Origin of the sequence: Paraliomyxa miuraensis (assembly GCF_026337845.1) — a bacterium.
Classification (GTDB): domain Bacteria; phylum Myxococcota_A; class Polyangia; order Nannocystales; family Nannocystaceae; genus Paraliomyxa; species Paraliomyxa miuraensis.
Genome location: NZ_JAOVZF010000144.1, coordinates 20676 through 37754, shown reverse-complemented (window position 1 = coordinate 37754; position 17079 = coordinate 20676). Strand labels below are relative to the sequence as shown.

The 17079-nt window shown below is 68.4% G+C and carries 11 protein-coding genes; 1 reads left to right on the top strand and 10 read right to left on the bottom strand.

Annotated elements, in window-relative coordinates; translation table 11 throughout:
* Positions 1-80: 80 nt before the first annotated feature.
* From OEB96_RS10955 to OEB96_RS10940, 4 genes are all read right to left on the bottom strand, one after another.
* Positions 81-2582, bottom strand: a complete 2502-nt coding sequence (locus OEB96_RS10955) for an AAA family ATPase (RefSeq protein ID WP_266215501.1) — start codon at positions 2580-2582, stop codon at positions 81-83.
* Positions 2579-3805 carry an ATP-binding protein gene (locus OEB96_RS10950; RefSeq protein WP_266215500.1) on the bottom strand — a complete coding sequence of 409 codons (1227 nt, stop codon included), beginning with the start codon at positions 3803-3805 and terminating at the stop codon, positions 2579-2581. Before OEB96_RS10950 ends, OEB96_RS10955 begins: the two co-directional genes overlap by 4 nt.
* A 122-nt stretch (positions 3806-3927) precedes the next feature.
* Positions 3928-4965 carry a pirin family protein gene (locus OEB96_RS10945; protein WP_266215499.1) on the bottom strand — a complete coding sequence of 346 codons (1038 nt, stop codon included), beginning with the start codon at positions 4963-4965 and terminating at the stop codon, positions 3928-3930.
* Positions 4966-5020: 55 nt separating this feature from the next.
* On the bottom strand, positions 5021-7291 hold the full coding sequence (locus OEB96_RS10940; protein WP_266215498.1) for a molybdopterin-containing oxidoreductase family protein: 2271 nt from the start codon (positions 7289-7291) through the stop codon (positions 5021-5023).
* Between OEB96_RS10940 and OEB96_RS10935 the strand changes: the two genes are divergently transcribed.
* Entirely contained in the window at positions 7290-7916 is a 627-nt protein-coding gene (locus OEB96_RS10935; protein ID WP_266215497.1) for a class I SAM-dependent methyltransferase, read from the top strand. The two genes, OEB96_RS10940 and OEB96_RS10935, sit on opposite strands and share 2 nt — an antisense overlap.
* 10 nt (positions 7917-7926) lie before the next feature.
* Here the strand turns inward: OEB96_RS10935 and OEB96_RS10930 are convergent, their stop codons facing one another.
* From OEB96_RS10930 to OEB96_RS10905, 6 genes are all read right to left on the bottom strand, one after another.
* Entirely contained in the window at positions 7927-11298 is a 3372-nt protein-coding gene (locus tag OEB96_RS10930) for a P-loop NTPase family protein (protein ID WP_266215495.1), read from the bottom strand.
* Between the two features lie 18 nt (positions 11299-11316).
* Positions 11317-11793, bottom strand: a complete 477-nt coding sequence (locus tag OEB96_RS10925; protein WP_266215494.1) for a hypothetical protein — start codon at positions 11791-11793, stop codon at positions 11317-11319.
* A gap of 116 nt (positions 11794-11909) precedes the next feature.
* Positions 11910-12812, bottom strand: a complete 903-nt coding sequence (locus OEB96_RS10920; protein WP_266215492.1) for a hypothetical protein — start codon at positions 12810-12812, stop codon at positions 11910-11912.
* Between the two features lie 28 nt (positions 12813-12840).
* On the bottom strand, positions 12841-13857 hold the full coding sequence (locus OEB96_RS10915; RefSeq protein ID WP_266215491.1) for an ADP-ribosylglycohydrolase family protein: 1017 nt from the start codon (positions 13855-13857) through the stop codon (positions 12841-12843).
* Positions 13858-14010: 153 nt separating this feature from the next.
* Positions 14011-15495, bottom strand: coding sequence for a tetratricopeptide repeat protein (locus tag OEB96_RS10910; RefSeq protein WP_266215490.1), 1485 nt, complete (start codon positions 15493-15495; stop codon positions 14011-14013).
* The gene (locus OEB96_RS10905) at positions 15444-16931 is read right to left on the bottom strand and encodes a serine/threonine-protein kinase (protein ID WP_266215489.1); all 1488 of its coding nucleotides are present in this window, start codon (positions 16929-16931) and stop codon (positions 15444-15446) included. Before OEB96_RS10905 ends, OEB96_RS10910 begins: the two co-directional genes overlap by 52 nt.
* Between the last annotated feature and the right edge of the window lie 148 nt (positions 16932-17079).

Below are 17079 nucleotides of genomic sequence, written 5' to 3'. Positions count from 1 at the left end.
AAACGGGGCTTTGGGGATGGCGTGGACGAACATGGATCAGCGCGGCTCTGCACTCGATGAGCGGGTGGGGGCGATCACGCTCACGGACTGGGCTCCAGCCAATTCGGCTCGAGCACCAACGCGAGATCCCGAGCGGCGCTCATGATCTCCTGGGGTACGTCGGATACATCGCCGCCGAGGATCATTCGAACCGCGACCACGGGAGGAGCCGCAAGAGCATCGCCATCCAGTGTTTCGAGCATCGCCAAGGTCCGTGAACGATCTCGTCGGCCGAGCGCCAAGAGAGCAGCGAGGGAGACTCCCGCCATCGAGAGGGCATCCTCCTTCCATTGTGGATGCTCGAGCAAGAGTGACAACATCTTCCACGAGTGGTCACCCGCCACTTCGACACCTGCCGCCGCCACGATCGCCCACACCAGGCATACCGCCGCGCCTGGCGATTCCGGCTGCTTCTCGATCACGTCCACCAGCAACCCAGCCGTCTCGGGGTCCTCGAGTGAATGCACGAGGACCTCGATGGCTGCCACGCCCGTTGCGATGTCTCCCGAGAGCAGGAGCTTCTTGGCGACCTCCGCAGCACGTTCTGGATCGCGCTCGGCTCGTGCAATCCTCAGCCATGCTTGCGACTCTCCGTCTTCGAAGCTCACCGACCTCGAGAGCTGGAGGCCCTCCTCGAGGCGCTCGGGGAATCGAGACAGAATCGCGGCCAAGCGAAGCCTGAACCTCGGCTCATCCGATTGGTCGAGCGACTTCCTGTAGGCAGAGGCTGCATCTGCCAGCTCGCCTTTGGCTTCGAGAACGTGGCCGAGCAGCGCCCACGCCCCGGCATCCTTGGGTCGGGCCTCCACGAGGCTGCGCGCGTGGGCCAGAGCATCGTCGACTCGGCCACAAGCGCCCAACGCGAACGTCAAGGTTACGAGCAAGTCTCGGTCGTGGGGAAAGGCGCCACGGAGGGACTCGAGTACCGCGACGCTCTCATGGGGCTCGTACACCCACGGAATCAGCCGTGCCACGAATCCCAGCATGGACCCTGCGTCGAGACCTTCGGGCAGTAGCTCCTTGGGCAGCAAGTCTTGCAGCAAGTCGCTTCGAACCAGCGCGTAGACCATTTTCGTGACTACCGTCTTGCCGTCGGCCCCGAAGAAGTCCTCGAGCGCCCTCCGAGCTCGGTCCGCTACGTCCTTCTCGGGATGCTCGTCGAGCTCGACGACCGACCGCAGGAGATCGAGGGCCTTCGGCCCATCGCCAGCAAGGTCCGGGATACGAGCCTCGAGCACGCGCATCATGAACGCATCCGGGGTTGCCAACAGCACACGGCGGTGATCCGACAGTTTCTCCATCAGCAACCGATAGGTCTCGATGTGCTCGCCCCACTCTCCCTCGGGAAGCGTCGTCGCCTCGACGGCCAGCTTGCCCATGATGTCTGCGAGCTCGTCCGACTCGTAGAACATCGCCATGAACTCCACCAAGCCCTCGAGACGTGCGTGCTGCTGTCCTCCCCGATTGCGAAGCAAGTAGTAGACGTTGTAGAGGCGCTCGGTGAGCTGATAGCGCTTGGCCCTTCCTTCGCTGCCGACTTCCTCGACCATCCTCCTCGAAACCAGGCGAGACAACAGAGCGCTCGCCTTGCTCGGGTTCATGCGGCAGCGCTCGCCGACGTGCCGGGAGGTCGCAGGCGCCCAGAGATCTGCCAGCGTCGAGTAGACTCGTCGCTCGGCCGGAGGCAGCGCCTCCACCATTGCCTTGAAGTAGCTCGTGTGCTCGTCGATGAGTGCAGTGAGCTCGTTCATCGACTCGCGGAACGATCGCCCCGTGGAGAACGAGGCGACGATGGCGAGCAGCCGTGGGTTTCCGCCCGTGAGCCGATGAATGGGGATCATGGGACGCTCACCGCGATCCTCGCCCGTGAAGCGATTCCACAGCTCCCTCGTCTCGCCCAAGGTCAACGGCTGCATCCGATGCTCTCGTGCGAGCCCATAGAGCGGGAGGTCCGGGTGCCCGAAGACATCATCATAGTCGAGCGCAGTACCGAGCAGCATGATCTCTGGGTGCTGCTGAAGTGCGTGCCGCAGCGTCCACGCACTATCGGTCGCGATCTGCTCGCGGAGCAGCATGTCGATGTTCTCGATGACCAGCAAGACTCGCCGGCGACTCTCCTTCGCGTAGTCGATCAGCCTTCCCAGCGCCCGCTCCCGCAGCCGCTCTTCATCCTTCTCTCCCCGAATGGCTTCGAACGCCCCGCGCCAGCGAGCGTCACCGAGCATCTCCGCGAGGCGCTGCAGCGCCTTGAGCCATAGCTCTCCAATCGAGCCAACCTCGTAGGACTCTTCTCCGAATAGAACGGGTGTCCACCGAAGCCGCAGCTGTGGATCGCGGTTCATCTCGAGGGCCACCCGGTTCACGAGCGTGGTCTTCCCCAGTCCCCGGGCTCCTGTCACGATGACGTGCTGGTTGGACGGACCATCGTTGTCACGAATGGTCTCCACGATGAGCTCGAGGTCGACGTGCCGGAGGATGAAGCCGTCGATCAGCTCGTCGCCGCTCAGCAGCCCGGGATTGTAGCTCAGCGGTCGCCGGGTCATGCATACCCCCGCTGCTCGACCGAGACGTGCTCGAAGCCGAAGCGCTTTCGCCACCAGTCACCGACCAGCCCGGATACGAAGCGATAGCCATCGTCCTCGAGACGGAGATAGCCATCGTGCTCCAGCACGCCCAGCAGTTCTCGAAGCACCGCCGGCTCCTTCACGATCATGCGCGCGGAGGATGGCGTGAGCGCTTCTGCAACGGCCGTCTCGGACAGCAGCCCGAACGCGAGCTCGGCGCGCTCGGCATCGAGGACGAGGCGTAATCTCTCCACCATGTGATCGAGCTCGGCATGACCACGAGAACCCAGCATTCGTTCCTCGTACACGCGATCGACGTCACTCACGGTACAAACGAGAGCACCACGACGCCGAGCATCTTCGTACACGTGTGAGAAGAACATTTGTACGTGGTGGGGCACGCAGAACCCCAAGCGAGCCAGGATTCGGCTGACGGCAGGTGCCGGCAGTTCCAGCTCGTAGTTGCTCGCCAGAGCGAGCAGGCATCCTCGAGCCGTATCCCAGTCCCAGGGATCGAGGTCGAAGGGAGTGAATCCGTTCATCGTGGCGCTGAGCCCGGCTTGCCGCAGCACGGGTGCCAAGCCGATCGACCCGGACGCGACGAAGCGAATGTGGCCTTGGTGGCGCTGAGCGGCCGCGCGAAGCCACGACACGAGCTGATCGGCCGCGGCCCTGCCCGCTGGAGTGATCCGTGAGCCCTCGGTCCGCAGCAAGCGATTGATGAGTATCGGCAGCTCATCGATGAAGATCACGGCGCCGCGGTCATGGTCGGCCAACACACCGAGCATGCGATCGCCCTTGGTCTGCCAGTCGCCAGCCAACGCGTCATGGAGCTTGATCTTCAGCTCATCGACCTGGATCTCGTGAAAGCGGCTCCCGATGCTGCGGAAGACGTCCCCGATCCGCTCGCCGAGATTGGCGTGGGGACGAGCGGCCAGACTGAGCTCGACGATGGCGTCGGCCGCCGTCGAGCCACGCTCGAGGTCTACGAACAGGCACGTGAACCGTGGCTCGATGCGACGCGCGACTTCGCGCATCAGACTGGTTTTCCCCATACGACGCGGGGCAATCAACAGGACGTGCGCGCCCTCGTCCAAGAACTGCGTGAATGACGCGATATCGGACTCGCGGCCCCAGAAGCGGTCGCCAGAAACCCAGTTTCCGACCTCTCTCTTGAGTTTCCGTCCCATTGCAAGTCCCAACGGATTCGTTGGCAACGAATCCGTTGGGAACAGTGATGTGCGCGTGGCACCCTGTCAAGCCGACCCCAACGAATTTGTTGGCAACGAATCCGTTGGCTTTGTGCGCAAAGAGCGCGACAGGTCTACTCGCTCGGCCGTTCGCGTCGGCCGTCCACGTGTACTGCGAAGCGTTCGTCTTCGCGCGGATGCACGGGGCCGTCGGATCCCCACGGCCAGCCGCCGAACTCGGTGCGGCGGTAGTCCATGATCGCCTGGTTGATCTCGGCCGGGCTGTTCATCACGAACGGCCCATGCTGCACCACCGGCTCGCCGATCGGGCGGCCTTGCAGCATGAGCACCTCGGACTCGAGCTCGCCGTTGCGTAGCGGGGTGGGGCGATCGCCTCGCACTCGCACGCCCAGCGGAGCCTGCACCGTCTGGTCACCAACGTCGAGGGTGGCGCCCGCGAAGAAGTAGAGCGTGCGCAGCACTCCTTCGCTGGCCGGAGGGATCGTCCACGCGGCCCCGGGCGCGAGCTTCATGGTCCAGATCGCCACCTCGGCCTCGGGGCTGGCCGCCCACGAGTCGGGCGGAGGCGTGGGTGCACGCTCGTCACCCATCGGGCCATTCATGGATCCGGCCACCAGCGTCAGCTCCACGCCGTTGCTCCCACCCTCGCCCAGCCGCAGCCGGGGAATCCGCTCGCGCCACAGCATCGAGAAGTACGGCCTGGCCATCTTGCTGCGGCGGGGAAGATTGAGCCAGATCTGGAACAGCTCGACCGGGTTGTCGGCGTCGCGGTGCACCAGCGGGAACATCTCGGAGTGCACGATGCCCGCGCCCGCCGTCATCCACTGCGCATCGCCATGGCCGAAGCGCGCCGTGGCGCCCAGCGAGTCGGAGTGATCGATGTAGCCGCGTCGGGCCAGCGTGACCGTCTCGAACCCGCGGTGCGGGTGCCGAGGAAAGCCGGGCACCACGTCGCCGTGGTACATGCGCCAGCCGTCGATCCCCGTAAAGTCCATCCCGATGTTGCGTCCGCGCAGGAGCTCGGGATCGGGTCCCATGGCCTCGGTACCGCGCGGGTAGGCATCGTCGTGATGCACGCAGAAGAGGAAGGGATCGAAGGTGGTCCAGGGAAACCCCAGCTCGACCACCGATTGCACGACTCGCTCGCTCATGCGAATTGCCTCCGCGTTCGTTTCGTCGTCCGTCGCCCGCTGGTTACACCATGGATCACTCCGAGGCGGGCATGCCCGACCAGTCCGATTCGTCCTTGGGTCCGGCGGCGGGCCGGACCTGCACGTCGATCCCCGTCAGGTGGGCCATGCCCGACACGGGATCGAGGCGCTGCGGGCCGTCGGCCGCCAAGAGGTTCACGTTGACGCCACGGGTCTGCGCCGCGACCGACAGCCCCTTGGCACGCTGGTGGCCCCAGCCGTGGGGCACCGCCACCGTGCCCGGCATCAGATCGCGGCACGGCTCCACCGGCAATCGAATCGTTGCCACGTTGGTGCTCACATCGGCCAGCGCGCCCTCCCGCAGCCCCAGCCGCGCCATGTCGTCGGGGTGCACGTAGATCACGTTGGTGTTGCGCTTGCCGACCAGCTTGGGATGGTTGTGGGTCCACGAATTGTGGGTGCCCACGGCGCGCCGGGTGATGAGCCTCAGCTCGTGCGCCGCGGCCCGCTCGCGCTCGAACTGCGCGGGCAGCTCGCGCGCGAGCTCGAGCAAGGGCGCAGGAGCGAGGTCGACCTTGCCGTCGGAGGTCAGCACGCGCTGGCCGAGGAAGTCGTGCCCCTCGGTGCTCTTGCGAGCGCGCCCGTGGCGGTGCCGAAGCAGCGCCGACAGCCCGCCCTCGCCCGAGGCTCGCAGCATCGACGAGAGCAGCTGCTCCTGCGGCACGCCGCGCCCGAGCTCGGGCCGAAGACGCCCTCGCATCCAGCTCGCGGCCTCGAGCAGCCGCTGCGCGGCCTTCGACCCGAACAGATCGACGCCGCACGCCCGGCATAGATCGAGGTAGATCGTCGCCTCGTCGCGCGCCTGCCCCGGGGGTCGAGCCACCGCGCGTGTGGCCTGCAGATACGGGCGGCTCTGCATGCCCAGCCACAGCGGGAACAGGAACGGCAGGTCGGGCCGCTCGAGCGGCGAGGTGCACGGCAGCACGAAGTCGGCCTCGCTGGCCGTCTCGCCGGGCAGGATGTCGAGCACCACCAACAGCTCGAGCTCGCGCAGCGCCCGTCGCAGCCGCCCCGCGTTGGGCATGGTCAGCAGCGGGTTGCCGCCAGTCACGAACAGGGCTCGCACCTGGCGATCGCCCGGGGTGAGGATCTCGTCGGCCAGCACTCCGCCCGGCAGCGCATCGTTGACCACGGGCAGGCCTCCCACGCGCGAGCGCTCGCGGCTCACGAGCAGCCCGCGGCGCTTGGCGAAGCCGGGGAAGTCGAAGATCCCCTTGCCCACCAGCGTGCCGCCGGGGCGATCGAGGTTGCCCGCCAGGAAGTTGATCGATTCCTGCAACCAGAACGCCAGCGAGCCCTGCCCGCCCATGTTCACTCCGGTCGAGCAGTAGAGCGCTGCGCCGCCGCCCTCACCGATGCTGGTGGTCGAAGCCTCGCGATAGGCCCGTACGATCCGCCGCAGCACGTCGGCGGGGACCTTGGTGACCTCGGCCTGGCGCTCGGGGCTCCATGTGGCCGACAGCTCGCGCGGCGCCTCGAGCCCATGCGCATGCACCCGCGCTCGCGCCTCGTCGACCCCGCCGGTGGCCCACAGCTCGTGCAGGAAGCCGAGGTAGAAGAACACGTCGGTGCCCGGGCGAATGAACACGTGCTCGCCCGCGGCCTTGGCCGACTCGGTGCGCCGCGGGTCGACCACGAACACCCGGCCGCCGCGTGCCTCGATCGCCTTGAGCCGCTGCACCGGGTTGGTCACCTGCAGGAAGCTCCACTTGCTCACCGCCGGGTTGGCGCCCACCACCACCAGGCAGCGGGTGCGATCGATGTCGGGGAACGGCTGCAGGAACGGAAAGCCGTAGAGCAGGGTGGCCACCGCGAACTTGTTGCTGCAATCCTGGGTGGCCGAGGAGTACGAGCTGCGCGATCCGATCCCCTGCATGAAGCCCTGGGCGAAGATCGGGTGCAGGATCGAAAAGCCCGCCGCCGTGCCCACGTACATCGCGATCGCATCGGGGTGATGCCGGCCGCGAATGGCTCGCACGCGCTGGCCGATCTCGGTCAGCGCCTCGTCCCACGCGACCGGTCGCAGCCTTCCGCCCTCGCGCCGCAGCGGCTGTCGCAGGCGATCGTCCGACTGGTAGAGCTCGTGCTGGCGCAGGCCCTTGATGCACCCGTAGCCCCGGGTCACCACGTGCTCGCGGTCGGGGCGAATCTGGACCACGCGTCCGTCCTCGACGTCGAGCTCCAGCCCGCACAGCGCCTCGCAGATCCTACAGAAGCTCGTGACCGTCTCGCTCACCGCCACCCACGGTATCATCGTCGTGGCCATGGGTTGGTACGACTTCTTCTCGCGCTTCTACGATCGCTCGCTCGAGGCGCTCTACGTCGACGCCCGCCGCCGTGCCTGCGAGGCGCTCGAGCTGCGACCCGGACAGACCGTGCTCGACCTTCCCTGCGGCACCGGCCAGAGCCTCGACGGGCTGGCGGCGGGGGTGGGCACCGAGGGCACGGTCATCGGCCTCGACTTCAGCGAGGGCATGCTGCAGCGAGCGAAGGCCCGGGTGGAGCGCAACGGTTGGACGCAGGTGCACCTGGGCCAGGCCGACGTGCACGCGGTCGATGCCGCGCGGCTCGGGCAGGTGCGCGGCGAGCCGGTGGTGCTCGATCGCCTGCACGTGTTCCTTGGGCTGACCGCCTTTCCGCGCTGGGAGGCGGCGTTCGAGCGCCTGTGGGGCCTGCTGCGCCCCGGGGGCCGTGCAGTGGTGGTGGACTGCCACGCCGAGCGTCCGACGTTCCAGGGGCGCATGGTCAACCTGGTGGCGCGGGCGGAGATCCAGCGCAAGGTGTGGCTGCCGCTGGAACGCCTGGCCGAGGGCTACGAGCGTCGCGAGCTGCCGTCGCGGCGCGAGCACGGCGGGCAGCTGGTGCTCGCGGTCGGGGTCAAGCCCGGGTAGCGCACGCGGTTCAGCCGAGCTTGCGCTCGAGCGCCTCGCTCGCGAGCTCGTCGTCGGCCCGTGACGCGAGTCGATCGGCCAGGCGCTCCGCCCACCGACGGACCTCGAGGCTCGAGGACTTCGCCCACGCACGTGCATGCTCGGCCTGCTTCAAGTGGAAATGACCGAGGCTATGGACCGCATGGGGGGTGGATCCCGCTCGCGCCTCGATGGCTCGAGCGGCGGGGCCATCGGCACCCAGCTCCGAGATCAGCCGCATTGCCAGCGGCTCGAGGAAATCTCGATAGGGCCGTGACAACTCCCCCAGCACTCGTGCGATCGACGGATCATCCCGAGCCGCCGCGAGAGCCTCGTCCACGGGTAGGTGGAGCAACGGCTTGAACTCGCCGCGGTGGTAGTGAAACCGGGTGACCAGGCGCCCGCTATCGAGACGTGGCCGTAGCACTTGCCACAAGTGCTCCGCTGGAACGTGCTCGACGAGCTCTTCGAGCATGTCGAGTACGACACGCGTCGAGACGTCGTCATCCGTGGCCAAGGCATCGAGCAGGGCCGCGAGCACGAGAGACGAGTGTCCCCGCGCGAACAACTGGCGGGCCAGAGACTGCCACTCGTGCTGGATCGACCAGCGGGAACAGCCCACGGCTCGGAGGGCCTCGACGAAGCCATCGACGAGATCGTCCTCGAGGGAAGATTCGTTGGCGCGGAGCAGAGCATCGCCGAGGACCACCACGAGACCAGGCACCCCACTTCCGAAGACCCTTCGGGCGGCCGCGCGCAGCGCCTGGGGGGAGACCGCGGCAGGACTCGTCCATGGGGTGAGCCCGAGCTGCTCGCGAGCGTCTGGATCCAGCGTGCCTGCCTCGATGAGGGTGACGGCGGCCTCGATGCGCTCACCATGCCCTGAAAGCAACGACAACAGTCGCGCAATCGCGAGGTGACTGGTCGGACGCGAGAGTGCCGTGTGGATCCAGGCATTGGTGGCCTCGTCGCCCAACCGCTCGTGCCTCCCTCGTAGGTACATGGCGAAATTGCGGGATGCCCGATCTTCCGGCAGCCGACTCGTCAGCGACTCGAGCAAGCCATCGTGCTGGTCGGCCATGCCGAGCATGGTCAGGAAATCGGCGCTCCGCAGCGCATCTGGTTGCTCGAGCCAGCGTAGCGCGTGGTCCCAACGCGATGGGCACTCGAGCAATTCCAGCGCGAGCGCCCGATCGCCTTCTCGAGTACGAGCGACGAGATCCTCCTCGTCCGACCTCGAATCGGGTGTCCATCGCCCCACCCGCATCATCAAGCGATCGACGAGATCTTCGACCACGAGCTCCCCCTCGAGGTCGACGAGCGCTTCCTCGACGCCACGATCGGGGAGTTCTCCGCGTACCCGCCTCACCTCGCGGTGGTCATCGATTGCCTGCTGCAGCGCCCGCTTCTGACTCGTCGTCCAGTTCCTTGCCCGCACCGCGATGACTCGCAGCTCCCGCCGGCTCTCCTCGCCAAGCAATCGAGTCCGTAGCGTCCTCGCCAGCCCTCTGCGTGCCACATCGGCGACCGTCTCGTCCTCGTCGCCGATGAGCACGTCCTGCAGCCGATGGAGCTGGCGCTCGGCGGCCTCGCGCTCGGCACCCGAAGGTCGAGGCCACGGCCCATCCACGAGATCTCGAGACCGGAAGGCGTGGTCTCGTGCCTCACGATCGAGGGCTGCCGCGGTTGCGCGAGCTACCGCCGTCCGGGTCTCGGCCGAGTCATCGTGGCCACGTCGCTCGAGAATTGCCACACGCTCGGCAAGCGATTGGTGGGTGGAGCCATCGGGTGACAACGAGCCCTCCCATGCATCCACGAACTGTCGAAGACTCACTCCCCCGCCACGCCGTACCTCGTCGCGGTGCCTTCGCGACGCAGAGAGCGCCAGGCCGAACATTGCGTCCTCCACCGATGCAAGGCACCGAAGCTCGATGCGACGGCGAGAGAGATGCACGAGGGCGAAGTACACCGTGTCACGGAGATCGGAGTCGAGGATTTCGTCGGGACCATACTGACCGAACAACCGCGGGAGTGACTGCGCCGTCGATTCCGGGCTCCAGAAGGCCAGCTCGTCCAGCCGTTCCCACGTGTGCTCGTCGGGTGCCGTGAGGTCGTACTCCACGAGGCGTCGCCATACGTCCTCACCGACCCCGTAGCGCCGCGCGCTGTTGCAGAGCGTTCCGAAGTGCTCCGGGAGCTCGCGCTTGATCCGAGGCCCGAGGTTCGGCCCTCCCGGGCCCGGACCTCCGCCCAGGAAGTGCTCGAGGACGATCCCCCCGAGCACCATGGGGCTGATGTACTGGTGCCCCTGGCTCCTGACGTGACGCAGCATGCCTCGCTTCTCGCACTCCGTGGCCGCATCACGAAGAGTGCGAAAATCGATCATCAGCGCGCGTGCCAGCGCCTGTTCCTTCGCAGGGCTCAGGTCGTCCCAGGGAAGCGTCGGTACGATCGCAATCGCCACGAGGGCCTTGGCTCGACGATCGACCCGCTGGCGCCACGCCTCGTCCCCGCCATCGTTCGGTCGGCCGGCGAGGGCTCGTTGTGCCACGTCCCACCGGGAAGTGTCGTTCAAGGCACGGGCATCCTCTGGACCGAGCCCACCGGCGAGCAGCACGGCGTAGTGGGGGTATCCACCGACCAGGCTCGCGAGGTGCTCGAGTGTGGAATCATCGAGCGGGACCCTGGATCGAAGGATCCGGCGAATGGCGTTGGACGGCAGCGGGGACAGGAGCGCGGGGGCTCCACGTGGTTTCTCGAGACTCTCGGGTGGAGGACCGATCAAGATCAGTGCATTGCGTCGTGCGCCATTGTCCTGAATGAAGGTGGAGATCAACACCTCTGCGTCGTGATCCGAACATTCGTCCGCCACGATGATCGTGTCGTCGGACCGCTCGAACCAGGACGAGCTCATCGCCCGCCGTGCAGCCACGGGATCCTCGGTGAACAGCACGCGGCGTTCGTGTGCTGGCACGTTCTCGAGCGCGTGGAGCACCAGCCTGGTCTTGCCCACTCCGGGAGGGCCCGCGATCCATGCATATCGCTCCTTGATGGCCGGCTCGGGTGTCGTTCGATCGATGATGAGGTCGATCTTCTGCTGCCGATCGTGGTCGAGCTCGTACTCGAGGGGGTGGTCGCGGTCCTTCTGGAAGCGCGCACGCCATGCCTGCCACGTGAGCAGCCCCTCCGGAGACTCTATGCCGAGCGCACGCTCGATGTCCCGGGGAAGCGCCACCTGGTGGTAGTTGATGAAGCGCGCCAGGTCGTTGGCATCGATGATCTTCACGCGCTGGCGCAGATCGACGTCCACGCCGAGCAACGCCTTGCACCACGCGGCGAGCTCGTTGGCGACATCCTTGCGCAACTCGGACTTCCTGGGGACCTACGCTGCCAACAGGACGAAGTAGCGGCCACCACTCGCGAGAACCTCGAGGAGCGGCTTGGAGAGCCTGCCGTCGGAGAGGCATCGTTCGGCGAGATCCGCGGGAGGTTCACCGTCTCGGTCCCAGATCTCGACGAGCTTCTTCTTCGTGGGCCGGACATCGCGAAGGACGAGCTTTCGCGCGTTGGTGTCGGACTTGGTGTTCTTGCAGCCATACCAGGTCAGTCCGGGCTCGTCGGCAGTGATGGCATACAGGAACTCCGCGAGGGAGAGACGCGGCTCGTGCAGGATCTCGACGCTGAAGTCGCAGCCTCCATCGGTCTGCCCGTTCTCTCCCGAGGGATCATCGGGGTGTTCCCAGGGTGGAGTATGCCTACGTTCCAGCTCGAAGCGCAGCACCACGTCGCAGCAGAACCGTTCGAACTGCGCCTTGCCGAGCTTGCGCAGTGCCGCAGGATCGAGCTCGACCGTGCCCATTGCTTGGCCAGCGTAGCAGCCATGCAGTCAGCGTACCACTCGTGGAGCGTTTGGCGGGCATGCGTCGTGCTGGCCGCAATCGATCCACCGCAAGTCGCGTCACGGATCACGGGGGATCACGGAGCACGGAACAACCACGACAGCTCCCGCCGCACCGCTTGGTCCCACTCCGGCGGCGCAGCGGGACCTCGACTCAGATAGCCCAGCCACGTGGTCCTGTCGTCGAACGATTCCATCGCCCACTCGACCCATGCGCCGGCGAAGGACGTGTCGTCCTCGAACTGGAGCTCGAGCGCCTCGGGCGACTCACCGCGGGACCAGGGCGAGGGCGGCTCACCGTACGCAGCGAGCAGGATCGCCAGCTGTTCGCGGGGATCATCGGGAAGCCGCGCGGGAGGCTGGCCGCTGGCCAGCGCGTCGCGAAAGGCTCGCCATCCTGGCGATGGCTCGGCCACGGCCTCGAGCCACCGCGCGAGCGTGCCGTCGTTTCGGCGGTCCCTGGCCCAGCGGGCAAGGAAGCTCAGGGAACGCGCATCGTAGCGGACCGCGGTCGCCACGGTGCGGCGCTCGTCCCATGGCGGCCCGGGCGGATCGGCGAGCCGCAGCCACGCGAGGATCGCCACGTCGTCGCCCACGACCCCGGCGTGCTCGAGCTCGTGCAGCAGCGCGCGCTGGCGTTCGTCGAGCACGCCGGCCACCTCGTCTTCGTCGCCGTCGTCTTCGTGGTCGTCGTAGTCTTCCTTGGCCGTCGGATCGAGCACCCACATCGCCGAGCGCTGCCAGCTACGCGGTGCGGGTGCGTGACGCTGGAGGTATGCGAGGCGCCACGTGCGATCGGTGGGCTGCCGCTCCATCCACTGCCACCACATCATCAGCCAACCCTCACCCGCTCCCATGCGCCAGCCGATCGAGTCCTTGGGGATGTCGGGGTGGCGAGCCCACGGTGGCGCCAGGTCTCCATGCTCGTCGAGCGCCTTGGCGATGAGCCCGTCGATGATGGCCTCGCGTTCGTCGGACATGGCTCAGAGTACACCCCCGTGCGTTCGACTAGCGACCGAGCATCCGCAGCATCAGGTGCCCGAGGACGAGCCCGACCATCCCGAGGTTGCGCACCAGCATGCCGAGCCCGGGAGCGGGCGGAGGCACTCCGCCCTCCGCCAGCGCCCGCGCCAGCGCCTCGATGTGCGCCACCGAGATCGGCCAGTCGCGGATCCCCTGCACCCACGCGGTGGGCAATCGGCCTGCACCCACCTCGGCGCCCACGAGCGCGCCTGCGATCGCCCCCACGGTGTCGGTGTCTCCGCCCAGCCGAACCGCAGCCTCGAGCACGGCTGCGGGCCGTCCACGATGACGAACGAAGCAGTACACGGCGGCCGGTACGGTGTGCACGACGAAGCCCGAGACCCCCCGCTCGTAGCCAGCGTCGCTCCGATGCACCTCGAGCTCCACCCCCGCCATGGCCGCTTCGATCGCCCGCCCGAGCCGCTGCGCGAGCTCGGCATCCTCCACCGCACACACGATCGACTCCATCGAGCCCCCACCCCCGCTGGCCCACCGAGCCAGCCTCGCCACGACCGTCGCGCCGTCCTCCGCCCGCGGATCGGTGTGGGTCAGTCGCGTGGACGCCCGCACCAGCTCGACGAGGTGCGCGTCGTCCCGCGCGCACACACCCAGCAACGCCGATCGCATCGCGGGCCCATTGCCGGCCGAGCGCACGCCGCTGCGCCGGGGATCGATCCCCACGAGCAAGCGCAGCGACGCGCGCAACGTCGCCAACCCCACCCCCGGGGGCAGCATGGCCACCCACCACCGCAGCTGCCGCGACAGCGAGCGCCGCAGCGCATCGACCTCACCACCCGAAGACAGCAGCGCGCGTGCGACCATGCAGGTGTGCTCGGTGTCGTCGCTGAGCAGCCCCCGCGACAGCAGCATGCCGTGCCCCAGCGGACGCCGCTGCAACCTCCGGGCGATCCTCGCGGGGTGCAGTCCCTCGTGCGGAAGGCCCAGGCTGTCCCCGAGCGCGGTGCCGAGCATCACTCCGGCGATCGTGTCGACGTTGGTCACGCCCCACGCGAAGAGCAAGCCATGTGCCAACGCCCCGGAGCCCGAGAACCGGGCCGAGCGCATGGATCGGCGCGATCGCTCGAGGCCCGCACGTGACGCGCTGGCGGTCGGGCATCGTGGCCTCTGTCAACCTGACACCTGCACGCTTCCACCTCATGGTGTCGGGCGCTCGCCGAGCAGCCGCTGCACCCGACGTAGCGCCTTGGCGTGATCCGGGGCGTCGCTCAGGTCCTCGGTCGCGCGCAGCAGCAGCGCCCGCGCGCGCTCGCGATCGCCACCGGCCGTCGCCAGGGCCTCGGCCAGGACCAGCTCCGTCTCGCCCCGTTCCACCGGATCGACGTCGTGAGGCTCGCTCCGCAGCACGAGCGCCGCCTCGAGCGGAGCGAGCGCCTCTTGGGGCCGTCCGAGCTCGAGCAATGCACGGCCGATGCCCTGGTGGTCATAGGCCAGGGCCGGATGCTCGTCGCCCAGCAACTCGAGGTGCATCGCCAGCGCCTCTCGGTGACGGGCCAGTCCCTCCTCGGCACGACCCAGGGCGACCAGGGCGGAGCCCATGCCGTCGAGCGACTGCGCCACGTCGGGATGCCGCTCGCCGAAGATCGCAACGCGCACGGCCAGCGCCCGCTCGTGCATGGCGAGCGCCTCGGCGTGGTCGTCGAGCGCGGTGTGGATGTTGGCGACGTTGTTGAGCGCGCTGGCCACGAACGGGGTCCGTTCGTCCACGCTCTGGAACAGGGACAGCGCCCGCTCGGCGTGCTCGAGCGCCTCCTCGTGGCGCGAGTCGCTGTAGAGCACGGTCGCGAGGTTTCCGTGCGAAGGAGCCGCGGCGGGGTGCTCGGGGCCCAGGCGTCGGTGGACGAGGTCCAGCGCGCGGCGGAAGGCCGCCTCGGCGGGTGCTCGCTCGCCACGCACGCGGTGGATCGACCCCAGCAAGTCGAGCAAGGACTGCAGCTGCAGCGCATCGGGGCCCCAGTGGGTCTCGACCAGCTCGATGGCCTCCTGCGCCCAGGCGCGCGCCGCTTCGGTGTCGCCCGCCCCGTACTCGAGCATCGCACGGTTGGCGAGGATCTCCCGTCGCAGCTCGGCCGGATCACCCAGCCGCGTCGACTTGGCGGCGGCGAGCTCGGCATGCTGTCGTCCCTCGTCGGCTCGCGCCAGCTCCAGGCCCACCACGTACACGAGCGAGGCAAAGGCCGAGGCCGCCACCGCGTCGTCGCCCGCCGCCTCGGCGATCGCCAGCGCCCGCCGCAGCGTGGGCTCTGCGGTGCGGGGATCGCCCCGACGATCCTGTAGGTCACCGAGCTCGACGAGGGCGGCCGCGTGCAAGGGGTCGTGGCCGAGCGTCTCGGTCAGCTCGGTCAGCTCGAGCACGAGGGCGTGGGCATCCTGGTAGCGAGCCGCCAGGGCCAGCGCGTCCACGCGATCGAGGCGAGCCTGGGCGTGCTCGATCGAAGCGCGCAGCTCGGGATCCTCGGGCAGCGGTCGCGTCCGAGCCAGGCCCTCCGCATCGGCGCACGCATCGAGGCCCGGCAGCCCGGCCACCGCTCGAGGGGCGCGCTCGACCAGGGCGGCGTCGGGCTCGGCCATCAAGGCGAGCAACGCATCGAGCTCGCCCAACCGTCGATCCAGACAAGCCATGCGTCGATCGAGCAGGTCCGCGGACTGCGTACCGAGCACGTGCGTGGCCTCGCAGGCTTCCACGAGCCCGTCTGCCAGCGCTCGAGATAGCCGGCGACCGACTGATCCACGCTGCTCCACGAGGCGCGAGCGAAGGGCAGACCCGTGGCGTCGAAGGCCGCCTCGATCGCACTGCGACGAGCGGCTGGCCACACACCTTCCACCCGCGCCGGCGCTCCGGCGCACGGGGCTGCCGCGGGAACCGACTCGTGCTCGGCGCGTCCCTGCCAGTAGGCCAGCCCCGCCACCACGCAGAAGCCGAGCCCCAGGCCGATGCCCGAGAGCCACCGTCGCCGGCGGCCCAGCCCGCTGCGCAGCACGTCGAGCAGCGCTCGCATGGAGGGGGGCCGTGCCTCGCGATCGGGTGCCAGCCCCCGCCGCAGCGCCCGATCGAGCCAGGCCGGCACGTGACGGCTCGCGGGCGGGGCCGCGATCGCACCGGTCACGATCGCCGCCCGCAGCGTCTCGAAGGTCGTGCCGTGGAACGGACGCTCGCCATGAACCGCCTCCCACAGCGCAACGCAGAACGAGAACAGGTCGGCGCGTGCATCGAGCACGTCACCGCGTAGCTGCTCGGGAGCCATGTACGCGGGCGTACCGAGCACCGTACCGGCCATGGTCAGCTCGCCGCTGCCGAGCAAGGAACCGGAGAGCTCACGTGGACCCTCGCGGTTGGTCTCGTCCCCCGTGGCCTTGGCCAGGCCGAAGTCCAGCACCCGAGCGATCCCATCGTGTCCCAGGCGCACGTTGTCGGGCTTGAAGTCGCGATGCAGCAGCCCTGCACCGTGCGCTGCGGCCAGGCCCTCGCCTGCCTGTAGATAGACGGCGAGCACCTCGGCCCACGATCGCCCGCCTTCCTCTTGCCAGCGACGCAGGTCGACGCCCTCGACCAGCTCCATCGCGATGAAGACCTGCGAGCCCACCGAGCCCACGTCATGGACGGTGATCACGTTGGGATGGGAGAGCGATGCGGTGGCCTGCGCCTCGCGAAGCAGCCGAGCTTGCCCCACGCTCTGCGACGCCCCGCGGCGAAGGTTGGGGCGCAGGATCTTCAGCGCGACCCTGCGATCGAGCTCGGGATCATAGGCCGCATGGACCTCGCCCATCGCCCCCGCGCCCAGCCGCTCGAGGAGCACGTACCGCCCCAGACGGCGGAGCGGATCCGAGCCCTTCGAGCCCTTCGAGCCCTTCGAGTCCTGGTCGGACGCGGTCGGACCGCTCCAGATCGTGGCCAGGGCATCCGAGCTCGACCCCGAGGCATCGGCTCGGGGCCGCTCCGCCACCCGCTCGGTGCACACCGAGCACGCATCGATGTGCTCCTCCACCTGCGTGCGCTCGGACGCGGACAGCGAGCCCTCACCGAGCGCAGCGAGCACGTGGGCATCGGGACAGTCCATCGGGTGGTCCCCGCACGATAGCGAAGCCCCTCGACTGCCGCACCCGCGCCACCGTTTCCGCGCCCAGCGCGAGCGCAACGAGCCGAGCCGGAGCACCGACCGACGACGTGAGACCGTAACCCGTGCGTCGCGCAGGTCTTGCCTGCGT

Bases quoted from the DNA above. Each gene is read 5' to 3' on its own strand.
- OEB96_RS10910 (WP_266215490.1), bottom strand. From the start codon at position 15,495: ATGGCTTGTCTGGATCGACGGTTGGGCGAGCTCGATGCGTTGCTCGCC.
- OEB96_RS10905 (WP_266215489.1), bottom strand. From the start codon at position 16,931: ATGGACTGTCCCGATGCCCACGTGCTCGCTGCGCTCGGTGAGGGCTCG.
- OEB96_RS10945 (WP_266215499.1), bottom strand. From the start codon at position 4,965: ATGAGCGAGCGAGTCGTGCAATCGGTGGTCGAGCTGGGGTTTCCCTGG.
- OEB96_RS10920 (WP_266215492.1), bottom strand. From the start codon at position 12,812: ATGTCCGACGAACGCGAGGCCATCATCGACGGGCTCATCGCCAAGGCG.
- OEB96_RS10940 (WP_266215498.1), bottom strand. From the start codon at position 7,291: ATGGCCACGACGATGATACCGTGGGTGGCGGTGAGCGAGACGGTCACG.
- OEB96_RS10955 (WP_266215501.1), bottom strand. From the start codon at position 2,582: ATGACCCGGCGACCGCTGAGCTACAATCCCGGGCTGCTGAGCGGCGAC.
- OEB96_RS10935 (WP_266215497.1), top strand. From the start codon at position 7,290: ATGGGTTGGTACGACTTCTTCTCGCGCTTCTACGATCGCTCGCTCGAG.
- OEB96_RS10925 (WP_266215494.1), bottom strand. From the start codon at position 11,793: ATGGGCACGGTCGAGCTCGATCCTGCGGCACTGCGCAAGCTCGGCAAG.